Raw genomic sequence first — 13,440 nt, forward strand, 5'->3', positions numbered from 1 at the left:
GGGCGGCGACCCGGCGGGAGCGCCCGTCCGCTTCCCGGTGCAGTACGTCATCCGGCACGGCGAGGACCGGCACTACGCGGGCCGGCTGGTCTCCGGGACGCTGGGGGTGGGGGACCGGGTGATCGTCCACCCGTCGGGGCAGACCTCGCGGGTGGCCGGTCTGACGGTGCTCGGCACCGAGGCGGCCTCGGTACGCGCGCCCCAGTCGATCGGGGTGCTCCTGGCCGACGAGCGGGACGTCTCCCGCGGCGACATGATCACGACCGGGGTCGACGCGCCCGTGCTGACGCAGGACGTGCGGGCGGACGTGTGCCACCTGGCGGACCGTCCGCTGCGGATCGGCGACCGGGTGCTGCTGAAGCACACCACCCGGACGGTCCGGGCGATCGTGCGGGACCTCGACGGCGGCTCCGAACTGACCGTGAACGGGCTGGGCCGGATCGTGCTGCGCACGGCCGAGCCGCTGGCCCTGGACGACTACGCGGTCTCCCGTGACACGGGCGCGTTCATCCTGCTCGACCCCGCGGACGGGACGACCCTCACGGCCGGCATGGTCCGGCTCGGCCACCGGGAGTGAGCCCGGCTCCGGGCGCACCGGCGCGCCCGGCCGCGCTCGCTCGCCGGGCACCGCCCTGTCCGGGCGGTGCCGGTGGGGCGCACCGCCGGTCAGGCCAGGGTGGCCACCAGTACCGCCTTGATGGTGTGCAGACGGTTCTCCGCCTGGTCGAACACGACCGAGTGGGCGGACTCGAAGACCTCGTCGGTGACCTCCAGGGACTCCAGGCCGTGGGTGGCGTGGACCTCCCGTCCGACCCTGGTGCCGAGGTCGTGGAAGGCCGGCAGGCAGTGCAGGAACCTCACGTCCGGCTTGCCGGTGGCGCGCAGTACGTCCATGGTCACGGCGTACGGGGCGAGGGCGGTGATCCGCTCGTCCCAGACCTCCTTGGGCTCGCCCATGGAGACCCACACGTCGGTGGCGACGAAGTCGGCGCCCCGGACCCCGTCGGACACGGATTCGGTGAGGGTGATGCGGGCGCCGCTGCGTTCGGCGAGCCGATGGGCACGGTCGACGACCTCCCGGGCCGGCCAGTAGGACTTCGGGGCGACGATCCGCACGTCCATGCCGAGCAGGGCGCCGGTGACCAGGTAGGAGTTGCCCATGTTGAAGCGGGCGTCGCCGAGGTAGGCGAAGGCGGTCCGCTCGGGCGGCTCGGCGCCGTGCTCCACCATGGTGAGCACGTCGGCGAGCATCTGGGTGGGGTGCCAGTCGTCGGTGAGACCGTTGTAGACGGGGACGCCGGCGTGAGCGGCCAGTTCCTCGACCTTCTCCTGGCTGTCGCCGCGGTACTGGATACCGTCGAACATCCGCCCGAGGACTCGTGCCGTGTCCTTCACGGACTCCTTGTGCCCGATCTGGGATCCGGCCGGGTCGAGGTAGGTGGTGTGGGCGCCCTGATCGGCGGCGGCGACCTCGAACGCGCAACGGGTGCGCGTCGAGGTCTTCTCGAAGATCAGCGCGATGTTCCTGCCCCGCAGGTACTGCTCCTCGGTCCCGGCCTTCTTGGCGGCCTTCAGCTCGGCGGCCAGTTCGACCAGGCCGCGGAACTCCCCCTCGGTGAGGTCCAGCTCCTTGAGGAAGTGGCGGCCGGCGAGGGCGGTCGGGACAGTCGCCATGGGGGCTCTCCAGAGAACGGTGGCGGAAGGACCGTGGAAGTCTATACGATGCTTAGCATTTATATACAGCTCCCCGGTCCCGCCGCACCGCCTCCCGCCGCACCGCCTCCCGCCGCACCACCACCTCCCACCGCACCACCGCGCACCGCACCACCGCGCACCGCACCGGTTCCCGCTACACCGGCTCCCGCTCCACGGGGCAGCTCATGCAGCGCGGACCGCCCCGCCCCCGGCCCAGCTCGCTGCCCGGGATCTCGATCACCTCGATGCCCTGCTTGCGCAGATGCGTGTTGGTGGTGGCGTTGCGCTCGTAGGCGACGACGACGCCGGGCTCCACGGCCAGCACGTTGCAGCCGTCGTCCCACTGCTCGCGCTCGGCGGCGTGCACGTCCTGGGTGGCGGTCAGCACGCGGATCTCGCTGAGGCCCAGCGCGGCGGCGATCGCCCGGTGCATGTGCTCCGGCGGATGGTCGGTGACCTTCAACTCGTTGTCCGCGGCCCCCGGCTCGATGGTGTAGGAGCGCAGCATGCCGAGCCCCGCGTACTGGGTGAAGACGTCCCGGTCCACCATGGTCATCACGGTGTCGAGGTGCATCAGCGCCCGGCGCTTGGGCATGTCGAGGGCCACGATGGTCCGCGCCGATCCGGCCGCGAACAGCTTGTGCGCGAGCATCTCCACGGCCTGGGGGGTGGTGCGCTCGCTCATGCCGATGAGCACCGCGCCGTTGCCGATCACCAGCACGTCGCCGCCCTCGATGGTGGAGGGGTAGTCCTCCTGCCCCTCCGACCAGAGATGGAACGACTCCGCCCGGAACAGCGGATGATGCCGGTAGATCGCCTCAAAGTGCACGGTCTCCCGCTGCCGCGCGGGCCACCGCATGGCGTTGATGGACACGCCGTCGTAGATCCAGGCGGAGGTGTCCCGGGTGAAGAGGTGGTTGGGCAGCGGACCCAGCAGGAAGTCGTCCAGCTCCATGACGTGGAAGCGGACCGAGACGGGCTCCGCGTGGGAGTCCAGGAACTCCCGTTTGGTCATCCCGCCGACCAGGGCCTCGGCGAGTTCCCCCGCGGGCAGGGTCTCGAAGGCGGCGCGCAGGTGGTCGGTGGCGAGCGGCCCGTACTCCTTCTCGTCGAACACCCGGTCCAGGACCAGCTCCCGCGCCGCCGGGTCGTCGAGCGTCTCGGCGAGCAGGTCGCCGAAGAGGTGCACGGCGACCCCGCGGTCGCGCAGCACGTCCGCGAAGCCGTCGTGCTCGGCGCGGGCCCGACGCACCCAGAGCACGTCGTCGAAGAGGAGGGTGTCCTTGTTGCTGGGGGTGAGCCTTTTGAGCTCGAGGTCGGGCCGGTGGAGGATCACCCGGCGCAGCCGCCCGGCCTCTGAGTCGACATGGAATCCCATGCCTCCATCCTGACCACAGGCGGGCCCCTTGACCCGCGACTCGCACGTTTCCCCGGCCCCGATTTTCGTCCCATCGACGACAGCAGGGGGCTGCGTGGACCCCGTCCGGCCCGCCCCGGGGGCAGGCCGGACGGGTCCGTCACAGCCGCGGGTCCACCGGCTCCGACTCCAGCGCCAGGACACCGAAGACGGCCTCGTGGACCCGCCACAGGGGCTCCCCCTCGGCGAGCCGGTCCAGCGCCTCCAGCCCCAGGGCGTACTCGCGGATCGCCAGCGACCGCTTGTGGTTCAGGAACCGCTGCCGCAGCCGGTCGAGGCGGTCCGGCCGGGTGTACTCCGGGCCGTAGACGATCCGCAGGTACTCGCGGCCCCGGCACTTCAGGCCCGGCTGCACCAGCCGGCCCCGGGCGTCCCGGACCAGCGCACCGATCGGCTTGACCACCATCCCCTCACCGCCCCGGCCGGTCATCTCCCGCCACCAGTCGACGCCGGCCCGCACCGACTCGGGGTCGCCGGTGTCGACGTACAGGCGGCGGGTCGTCCGCAGCAGCCCCGTGGCGTCGTGCTCGACGAGGCGGTCCAGCAGCGCCAGCTGCCGGTCGTGCGCCAGCCCGGCGAGGCTCCGCCCCTGGACGGCCAGCAACTGGAACGGGGCCAGCCGCACGCCGTCCAGGCCCTCGGTGGTCCAGCAGTAGCGCCGGTAGGCGGCGGTGAACGCGGCTGCGTCCGCGGCACGGTCCCGCTGCCGGTCCAGCAGCCCGGCCACGTCCACTCCGCGCTCCGCGGCCCCCCGCAGCGCGGCGAGCGCGCCGGGGAACACCGCCCCGGACGCGGCGCCCACGGCCGCGTACTGGGTGCGCAGCAGCCCGGAGGCCTTCAGCGACCAGGGCATCAGCTCCGCGTCCAGCAGCAGCCAGTCGGTGTCCAGTTCCTCCCACAGTCCGGCAGCGTCGGCCGCCGACCGCAGCCGTCCGAGGACGTCCTCGGTCACGGCGGGGTCGTCGAAGAACGGCCGTCCGGTGCGGGTGTACAGGGACCCGGTGGGCCCGTCGCCGCCGGCGTCCCCGCCGGTCCGGGGCGCGGCCCCGCCGCCGAACCGCCGGGCGGCGACCCCGGCGTCCCGGCACACCAGCGCCACCGCCCGGGACCCCATGTGCTTCTCCTGGCACACCACCCGCTCGACGCCGTCCTCCCGGTACTGGGCGAACGCGTCCACCGGGTGCTCCAGGTAGCCCTCCGTACGGCCGGCCGGGGTCGGCGCCATGGTCGGCGGCAGGTAGGGCAGCAGGCCCGGGGCGATCGCGAAGCGGCTCATCACCTCCAGGGCGGCGGCCGCGTTCTGCTCGCGGATCGCCACCCGGCCGGCGTGCCGGGTCTCCACGCCCCGGCGGCCCTGCACGTCCGCCAGGTCGAGCGGCCGCCCGTCGTGCCCACCGGGCGCCGCGGAGGCAAGCGGTCTGGCCGGCTCGTACCACACGCGGGCGGCGGGTACGTCGACCAGCTCCCGCTCCGGCCAGCGCAGGGCGGTCAGCCTGCCGCCGAAGACGGCACCGGTGTCCAGGCAGAGGGTGTTGTTGAGCCAGGCGGCCTCCGGGACCGGGGTGTGCCCGTAGACGACGGCCGCGCGACCGCGGTAGTCCTCCGCCCACGGGTAGCGGACCGGCAGCCCGAACTCGTCGGTCTCGCCGGTGGTGTCGCCGTAGAGCGCGTGGGAGCGGACCCGGCCGGAGGTGCGGCCGTGGTACTTCTCGGGCAGGCCGGCGTGGCAGACCACGAGCCGGCCGCCGTCCAGCACGTAGTGGCTGACCAGCCCGTCGATGAACTCCCGCACCTGCCGCCTGAACTCCTCGCTCTCCTGCCCCATCTGCGCGACCGTCTCGGCCAGTCCGTGGGTCTGCGTGACCTTGCGGCCCTTGAGGTACCGGCCGAACTTGTTCTCGTGGTTGCCGGGCACGCACAACGCGTCGCCCGCCGCGACCATCGCCATCACGCGCCGCAGCACCCCGGGGCTGTCCGGCCCGCGGTCGACCAGGTCGCCGACGAAGACGGCGGTCCGGCCGTCGGGGTGGACGCCGTCCACGTAGCCCAGCTTGCCTAGCAGCGACTCCAGTTCGGCGGAGCAGCCGTGCACGTCGCCGATGATGTCGAAGGGCCCGCTGAGGTGGGTCAGGTCGTTGTACCGCTTCTCGGTCGCGACGGTGGCGCGCGCGACCTCCTCGGCACCCCGCAGGACGTGCACCTTCCGGAACCCCTCGCGTTCCAGGTGGCGCAGGGAGCGCCGGAGTTCGCGGACATGGCGCCGGACGACCCGGTTCGGCATGCCGGCCCGGTCGGCCCGGCCCGCGTTCCGCTCCGCGCACACCTCCTCCGGCACGTCGAGCACGATCGCGATGGGCAGCACGTCGTGCTGCCTCGCCAGGTCGATCAGCGGGCGCCTGGCGTCCTGCTGCACGCTGGTGGCGTCGACGACGGTGCGGCGGCCGGCCGCAAGCCGCTTCCCGGCGATGTGGTGGAGCACGTCGAAGGCGTCGGCGCTCGCGCTCTGGTCGTTCTCGTCGTCGGCGACCAGGCCGCGGCAGAAGTCGGAGGAGATCACCTCGGTGGGCTTGAAGTGGCGCCGGGCGAAAGTGGACTTGCCCGAGCCGGTGGCGCCGATCAGGACGACCAGGCTGAGGTCGGTGACGGGCAGGACGCGCCCCTGCTCCGGTGTTCCAGTCATGCCGCCTCCGCCTCCTTCTTCTTCTCCGGTGTTGCGTCGAGCTTCTTCTCAGGTGTTGCGCCGAGGCCGAACACCGCCATCTGGGTCGGTGGGCCGACCTCCGGGTCGTCGGGCCCCACCGGCCGGAACTCGACCTCGTAGCCGTACCGTTCGGCGACGGCCGCGGCCCAGGCGCGGAACTCCGCGCGGTCGAACTCGAATCGGTGGTCACGGTGCCGGAATCGGCCGGCCGGGAGGGTCTCCCAGCGGACGTTGTACTCGGCGTTGGGGGTGGTCACCAGGACGGTGCGGGGTCGCGCCGCGCCGAACACCGCGTACTCCAGGGCGGGCAGCCGGGGCAGGTCGACGTGCTCGACGACCTCGCTGAGCACCGCGGCGTCGTAGTCCCGGAGCCGGCTGTCGGTGTACGCGAGCGAGCCCTGCACCAGCCGGACCCGCGCGGACTGCCGCTCCCCGAGCCGGTCCAGCCGCAGCCGCCGGGAGGCGACGGCCAGCGCCCGCTGCGACACGTCCACACCGACGATCTCGGTGAACCGCGGGTCCCCCAGCAGTTCCTGCACCAGCTGTCCCTGCCCGCAGCCGAGGTCCAGGACGCGCGCGGCCCCGGACTCGTGCAGGGCGGCGACGATCGCCGCACGGCGCTGCACGGCCAGCGAAACCGGCCGCTGCCCACCGCCGGTCCCGGCCTCTGCTTCGGTCCCGGTCTCCGCTTCGCTCCCGGTCCCGCCGGTGGTCCCGGTCCGTCCGGCGGTCCCGGCCTCACCAACGGCGGAGGTCTCGGCCTCGACCGCGGTCCCGGGACCCCCGCCCACGGGAGTCCCGGCCCCACCGGCGACGGCGTTCCCGTCCTCACCGCCGGTGTCCGCCTCGACGGCGTTGTCGATCTCCTCGACGGCGTTGTCGATCTCCTCGACGGCGCTGTCGTCGGTCTCCGCCAGCCGCACGAGTTCGAGCCGCTCCGTGGCCTCCCGCGTCAGCGACCAGCGCCGCGCCAGGTACCGGCTGGTGATGAGCTGCCGGTCCGGGTGCCCGGGCAGCCAGCCCTCCCCGGCGCGCAGCAGCTTGTCGACCTCCTCGGACGAGACCCAGTAGTGCTTGGCGTCGTCGAGTACGGGCAGCAGGACGTACAGGTGGCGCAGCGCCTCGGCGAGGACCAGCGCCTCCGACTCCAGGACCAGGTGCACGTAGCGGGACGCGCCCCACTGGGGGAACTCGGTGTCCAGCGGTACCGGTTCGGCGGTGACCTGCCAGCCGAGCGGCGCGAACAGCCGGCGCACGAGGTCCGGTCCGCCGCGTGCGGGCAGCGCGGGCACCTCGATGCGCAGCGGCAGCGGCCGGGCGGCACGCTCCGGACGGGAGGCGCAGTGGCCCTTCATGGCGGTCGCGAAGACCCGGCTGAGCGCGACGGCCAGCAGCGAGGAGGCCGCGTAGGGCCGGTCGTTGACGTACTGGGCGAGGGCCGCGTCGGGCGCACCTCCCCGCCCCTTCCCCTTTCCCCGCCGCACCAGCGCCTCCGGGTCGACCTCCAGCAGCAGCGCCGCCGTGCAGCGCTGCTCGTCCGCCTCGGGGTAGAGGACGTGCGCGGTGCCGTAGGAGGTCGAGAAGGCCTGGGCCTTGTCGGGGTGCTTGTGCAGCAGGAACCCGAGGTCGGTGGCCGGTTGCTGGGGTGTGCCGGTGGTGGTGACGGTCAGGAACACGGTGGAAACCCTCGGAACGAGTGCCGACCCGCGTGCACGCTCCGGACCCCGATACGGGGCGCGCGTCGGCGCACCGGCGCGGACTGCGCGACGGTCGGGCGGCTGCGGGAGCGCGCCGCTGCTTCGGCGCGCCCACTCAACGTATCGCGCGCCCCCCTGCCGGCACCCGGGGTTTTCGCCGCGGCCCTGCCCGCCGGGGCCCACTGACCTGCGGTGTGCCCATGCGGGGGCTGCCGCCGTGCCCCGGGCCGGCGAACGCCCGCAACGGAACGGCTCTGCGAGCATGGTCGTATGACGGCGAGAATGGACAACGCACGCGGCCTGTACCTTGAAGGCATCCGCGACGGCAGGGCACGCGAGGCCCTCGATCGATACACCGGGGACCGGTACACGCAGCACAGCACGGGAGTGGCCGACGGCAAGGAGGGATTCCTCGCCTTCTTCGAACCCTTCCTCGCCCGCAACCCTCGACGTGACATCGAGGTGGTGCGCGCGATCGAGGACGGCCGGTACGTCTTCCTCCATGTGCAACAGACGCTGGGGGGCACGACGCACTGGGTGACCGCAGACCTGTTCGACACCGACGACGACGCCCGCATCGTCGAACACTGGGACACGATCACCCCCGGCGGACTGACCAGCCCGTCGGGTCACACCCAGACCGACGGCGCGACCGAGGTCGCCGATCTCGACCGCACGGACGAGAACAAGCAGAAGGTCGCCGGCTTCGTCTCCGCGGTCCTCCAGGACGGACGGATCGAGCGTGCTGCCGAGTTCATCTCGCGGGAATCGTACGTACAGCACAGCCCCGAGGTCGCGGACGGCATCGACGGCTTCACCGCGTACGTCGGCCGGCTCACCGCCGAGGGCGAGCGACTGACGTACACGAAGGTGCACCGGCTGATCGGCCAGGGAAACTTCGTCGTCACCCTCAGCGAGGTCGACCAGGCCGGCACTCCCATGGCCGTGTTCGACATCTTCCGGCTCCGGGACGGTCTGATCGTCGAGCACTGGGACGTGGCGGACCCCGTCCCCTCCCCCGCCGAGGCGAACAACAGCGGCAAGTTCTGAGAGCCGCCCGCCGCCGGGCCGGCCTCCGTGGTTCGGAGTGACGCTCGACCGGAGAGAGCGGGCAGGTCGGGAGCTTCGCCACGCGGGCATCTCCGCGGCCGTCCGACTGGCGGCCCGGGGCCGCGCTCCGGGCACCGGCCGAGCAGGACTGCGCTCCGGCCCGCCGGGGCTCGCATGGACGGGCGGGCCCGGACCGGAGACAGCCGACCGCCGGCAGGTGGCACCGCTGCCGGCCGGAGTCGCGCAGGCGGTCTCCGGGAACCGGGTGGTGAACCCGGGGGGAATTCTCGGCGTACCGGCGGCCGGAGGGATGCCCGGGCCTCCGGCGCTGCCTAGCATGATCCCGGCGCGCCACTCGGGTTCCGGTTCCCGGGGGTCACGGCACGCCCGTCCCCACGCACCCTTCAGGAGGCCCCGCCATGCCGTTGTCCGGCCTCGGTTCGCGGTCGGCCCGTCTGCGGGCGGGCGGAGGCCTGCTGCTCGCCCTGGTCCTCGTGGGGGCCGCGCTTGCCGCCCTCGCGCTGCGCCACCGGGCGCCGGCCGCGGCCGGCGGGCTTCCGCACACCACGGTCGAGGTGTCGCCGAGCCGTTGCGGGCGCGGCTGGACCGACCCGGTACCGGGGATGCAGGTCTTCGAGTTGCACAACACCTCCGACGGGGCGGCCGAGGTGTATCTGGAGGATCCGGCCAGCCGGGCGGTGTTCGGCGAGGTGGAGGGGATCGGCCCCGGCACCACCCGCTCCCTCACCGTCCGCCTCGGCAGGGGCACCTACGCGTTCCTGTGCGTGCCCGACGACGCCGACGCCGTCACCGGGCCCTCGGTCCGGGTGGCGACGGGGCGGCGCGGCCCGGCCGCGGCGCCCGTCAGCCGGCACGATCTGATCCCGCCGACGCTCGCCTACCAGAAGTGGGTCGGGCAGGGCCTCGGCGAGGTGGTGCGGTTGACGGCGGTGTTGCGGGACGCCGTCGAGCGGGGCGATCTGCCGGCGGCGCGCACGGCCTGGCTTCCGGCGCACCTGGAGTACGAGCGGCTCGGTGCGGCCTACGACGCCTTCGGTGCGTCCGGCGACCGGATCGACGGTACGGACGCCGGGCTGCCGGGCGGTGTGCGGGACAAGGACTTCACCGGCTTCCACCGCGTCGAGTACGGGCTGTGGCACGGCGAGTCGGCGGCCGCGCTGCGCGCCCCGACGGCCGCACTGGCCTCGGCTGTGACCGCCCTGCGCGACGAGTGGGCGCAGGCCCGGATGGACCCGGCCCAGCTCGGGCTGCGGGCCCACGAGATCCTGGAGGACACCGTGCAGTTCGAGCTGACCGGGCGCACCGACTACGGCAGCGGGAGCAGCCTGGCGACCGCCCGCGCCAACCTGGACGGCACCCGCCGAGTGCTGTCCGTACTGCACCCGCTGCTGACCGGCCGGTACGCCGGGCTTTCGGAGCTGGAGCAGCGGATGGACCGCGCGCAGGGCGTGCTGGACGGGTTCCGGCACGGCGGGCGGTGGACCCCGCTGAGCGGGCTGACCCGGGCGCAGCGGCTGCGGACGGACGCGGTCGTGGGCGATCTGCTGGAGCGGCTGGCGTCGGTGGCCACGCTGTGCGACCCGCGGAGGACGGTGTGAGCGCGACCGAGCGCACGGGCGGGAACGGCGGCGGGGTGGGCCGGCGGGGTTTCCTGCGCGGAGCGGCCCTCGCGGGGGCCGGGCTGGCGGCGGGAGGCGCCTCTCCCCCGCCGTCTGCCGGGGCCGCCGCGGCGGCGTCGGCGATGCCGCCGTTCCACGGCGTCCACCAGGGGTGCGTGACCGCCGCTCCGCGGCGGGTCACCGCGTTCGCCGCGCTGGACGTGACCGCCGCGAACCGGGCCGAGCTGGCCGAGCTGCTGCGTACCGTCACCGAGCGGGCCCGCCTGCTCACGTCGGGCGGCACGCCGTCCCCGGTGGGTATCACCGGCCCGCCCGCCGACTCCGGTCTGCTGGGCGAGCGGCTTCCGCCGGGGGCGCTGGGGGTGACCCTCGGGGTCGGCGCGGCGCTGTTCGACGACCGGTTCGGTCTCGGCCCGCGGCGGCCGCGCCGGCTGACGGCGATGCCGGTCTTCCCGGACGACGACCTGCGGCCGGACTGGTGCCACGGCGACCTGAGCCTGCAGCTGCAGGCCGAGGACTCGGACACGGTCCTGCACGCGCTGCGCGACATCGCCCGGCACACCCGGGGCGGGATGCAGGTCCGCTGGCGGCTCGACGGTTTCGCCAGCCCGCCGCGGCCCTCCGGCACCCCGCGCAACCTGCTGGGGTTCAAGGACGGCATCGCCAATCCGGACGCCGCCAGCGACCGGGAGATGAATCGCCTGGTCTGGGTGGGTGCCGGGTCGGGTGAGCCGGACTGGGCCACCGGCGGGAGCTACCAGGTCGTCCGGCTCATCCGGATGCTGGTGGAGTTCTGGGACCGGGTCTCCCTGAGCGAGCAGGAACGGATCTTCGGCCGTGGGAAGGCCTCCGGGGCGCCGCTGGACGGTGCGCAGGAGTTCGACCCGCCGCACTACACCGACGATCCCAAGGGCGACGTCATCCCGCTGGACGCGCACATCCGGCTGGCCAACCCGCGCACCCCGGACACCGCGGACCAACGCATCCTGCGCCGCGCCCACAACTACGACCGGGGTGTGGACGAGAACGGCGACCTCGACATGGGGCTGCTGTTCTGCTGCTACCAGCAGGATCCGGTGCGTCAGTTCGAGACCGTGCAGCGGCGTCTGGCGGGCGAGCCGCTCACCGACTACGTCAAGCCGTTCGGCGGGGGCTACTTCTTCGTACTGCCCGGCGTCCGGGACGGCGGGGACTGGTACGGGCGCGCCCTGCTCGGCTGACCGGGTGCGGGGCGGTCGTTCACCCCATCGGTCAAGAGCCGGTCAAGTTTGGCCCTGGCTTCCCTGACCCGGTGTTCATTCCCGCGTCATCATGACTCCGCCGCGGGGCCGCCCGGCCTGCGGAGCATCCCGGACCGTATGGCGCAAACACGCTCGTGCCCGGAGAGGAACACCATGACCAGTAGAGGACGCCGGAAGGTACTGCGGAGGCTCGGCGCGCTCGCGGGAGCCGCGGCGCTCACGGCTCTCGGGACCGCCGCACCCGCGTGGGGGGCGGCACCGGCCGGACACCACCACTCGTCCGCGACCACCACGCCGATCCAGCACCTGGTCGTGATCTTCGACGAGAACATCTCCTTCGACCACTACTTCGCGACCTACCCGAAGGCCGCCAACACGGACGGCACGCCGTTCACCGCGTCGCGGAGGACCCCGAGGGGCGTCGACACCCTGGCGCACGCCGGGCTGCTGACGAGGAACCCCAACCAGTACGCGCCCAAGCGGCTGAGCCCGTCGCAGGCCATGACCTGCGACCAGAACCACGGCTACAGCGCCGAGCAGTACGCCGCCGACGGCGGCCGTGCGGACCGGTACGTGCAGAACACCGAGGTCGACAAGTGCAGCGGCGGGCTGTTCGGCGAGCCCGGTCTGGTGATGGACTACTACGACGGCAACACGGTCACCGCGCTGTGGAACTACGCCCAGCAGTACGCGATGAGCGACCGCTCGTACAGCTCGACCTACGGCCCCTCCACGCCGGGTGCGCTCAACCTGATCTCCGGTCAGACGCACGGTGTCGTGTCCATGGACCCGTCCACCGGCACCGAGAGCCCGCGGCGGACGTCCGACCCGGACCCGTACACGGTGGTCTCCCCGGACGCGCACGGCGTCGGCACGGTCGTCCACGACCCCGACCCGGCGTTCGACGACTGCGCCGGCAAGAACCACACCAGCAGCAACGCGCTGGCCGCCATGCAGGGCAGGAACATCGGTGACCTGCTCAACGAGAAGAACGTCAGCTGGGGCTGGTTCCAGGGCGGGTTCCGGCCGACCACCGCCTGGGACGGGCAGCAGGGCCACTACGCGGCGTGCGACTCGGCGCACACCAACGTCGGCGGCGCCCGGGTCACCGACTACAGCCCGCACCACGAGCCGTTCCAGTACTACAAGTCGACGTCCAACCCGCACCACCTGCCGCCGGCGAGCGTCGCGGAGATCGGGCACGACGGCCAGGCGAACCACAACTACGACCTGACCGACTTCGACGCGGTCCTGAAGGCGGGCAAGCTGCCGTCCGTCAGCTTCCTCAAGGCGCCCATGTACCAGGACGCCCACGCCGCGTACTCCGACCCGCTGGACGAGCAGGACTTCCTGGTCAAGCAGATCAACGCCCTGCAGAGCTCGCCGCAGTGGAAGTCCACCGCGGTGGTCATCGCCTACGACGACTCGGACGGCTGGTACGACCACGCCTACGTCGTGCCGCGCAACGGTTCCCGGGACACCGCGGTCGGTTCCGACGGCAAGGCCGTCGACGGCCCGGCCTGCCGGCGGGCCCGCAAGGCGTCCGGCGGCTACGCCGACCGCTGCGGTCCGGGTACCCGCCAGCCGCTGCTGGTCGTCTCCCCGTACAGCAAGGTCAACAAGGTCGACCACACGCTGACCGACCAGGCGTCGATCCTCCGCTTCATCGAGGACAACTGGCGTACCGGCCGCGTCGGTGACCACTCCTTCGACGCCACCGCCGGCTCGCTCTCGCACATGTTCGACTTCCGGCACCCGAACAACAAGCAGGTGCTGCTGAACTCGGACGGCTCCGTCAAGTCGGTCGGTCCGATCCGCCCGGTCGCCCCGGTCACCACCCACGTCACCCCGGGCCCGGCGATGCGCAGCACCGCCGCGACCGCCGACAGCTCCTCCTTCCCCGTCCTGCCGGTGGGTGCCGGCGCGGGCGCGCTGCTGGCAGCCGGTGCCACCGGCACGTACCTGACGCTGCGGCGCAGGCGGCGCGGCACCGTCTGAG

9 protein-coding genes are annotated in these 13,440 nt (G+C 73.1%); 5 read left to right on the forward strand and 4 right to left on the reverse strand.

From position 1 onward, the window contains the following. A partial coding sequence (locus tag ACL02U_RS03860) for an elongation factor 1-alpha C-terminal domain-related protein (protein WP_412789174.1) occupies window positions 1–577 on the forward strand: 577 nt, incomplete at its 5' end. Between the two features lie 89 nt (window positions 578–666). On the opposite strand, the gene argF is transcribed toward ACL02U_RS03860, so the two are convergent. From argF to ACL02U_RS03880, 4 genes are all read right to left on the reverse strand, one after another. Beyond that, window positions 667–1,674, reverse strand: coding sequence for an ornithine carbamoyltransferase (argF, locus tag ACL02U_RS03865; protein ID WP_412789175.1), 1,008 nt, complete (start codon window positions 1,672–1,674; stop codon window positions 667–669). 175 nt (window positions 1,675–1,849) lie between these two features. Next, window positions 1,850–3,073, reverse strand: coding sequence for an arginine deiminase (locus tag ACL02U_RS03870; RefSeq protein WP_412789176.1), 1,224 nt, complete (start codon window positions 3,071–3,073; stop codon window positions 1,850–1,852). 139 nt (window positions 3,074–3,212) lie between these two features. Then, window positions 3,213–5,792, reverse strand: coding sequence for a polynucleotide kinase-phosphatase (locus tag ACL02U_RS03875; RefSeq protein ID WP_412789177.1), 2,580 nt, complete (start codon window positions 5,790–5,792; stop codon window positions 3,213–3,215). Next, complete coding sequence (locus tag ACL02U_RS03880) at window positions 5,789–7,489, reverse strand: 3' terminal RNA ribose 2'-O-methyltransferase Hen1 (protein ID WP_412789178.1); 1,701 nt, start codon at window positions 7,487–7,489, stop codon at window positions 5,789–5,791. The genes ACL02U_RS03875 and ACL02U_RS03880 overlap by 4 nt, the downstream gene beginning before the upstream one ends. A gap of 303 nt (window positions 7,490–7,792) precedes the next feature. Between ACL02U_RS03880 and ACL02U_RS03885 the strand changes: the two genes are divergently transcribed. From ACL02U_RS03885 to ACL02U_RS03900, 4 genes are all read left to right on the forward strand, one after another. Next, complete coding sequence (locus tag ACL02U_RS03885) at window positions 7,793–8,560, forward strand: nuclear transport factor 2 family protein (RefSeq protein ID WP_412789179.1); 768 nt, start codon at window positions 7,793–7,795, stop codon at window positions 8,558–8,560. Between the two features lie 419 nt (window positions 8,561–8,979). Next, window positions 8,980–10,179 carry an EfeM/EfeO family lipoprotein gene (locus ACL02U_RS03890; RefSeq protein ID WP_412789180.1) on the forward strand — a complete coding sequence of 400 codons (1,200 nt, stop codon included), beginning with the start codon at window positions 8,980–8,982 and terminating at the stop codon, window positions 10,177–10,179. Further along, window positions 10,176–11,420, forward strand: coding sequence for an iron uptake transporter deferrochelatase/peroxidase subunit (gene efeB / locus ACL02U_RS03895; protein ID WP_412789181.1), 1,245 nt, complete (start codon window positions 10,176–10,178; stop codon window positions 11,418–11,420). Before ACL02U_RS03890 ends, efeB begins: the two co-directional genes overlap by 4 nt. Before the next feature lie 174 nt (window positions 11,421–11,594). After that, window positions 11,595–13,439 carry a phospholipase C gene (locus ACL02U_RS03900; RefSeq protein WP_412789182.1) on the forward strand — a complete coding sequence of 615 codons (1,845 nt, stop codon included), beginning with the start codon at window positions 11,595–11,597 and terminating at the stop codon, window positions 13,437–13,439. Window position 13,440 lies beyond the last annotated feature (1 nt).

This window comes from Streptomyces sp. MS06 (assembly GCF_047200655.1).
Taxonomy (GTDB): Bacteria; Actinomycetota; Actinomycetes; order Streptomycetales; family Streptomycetaceae; genus Streptomyces.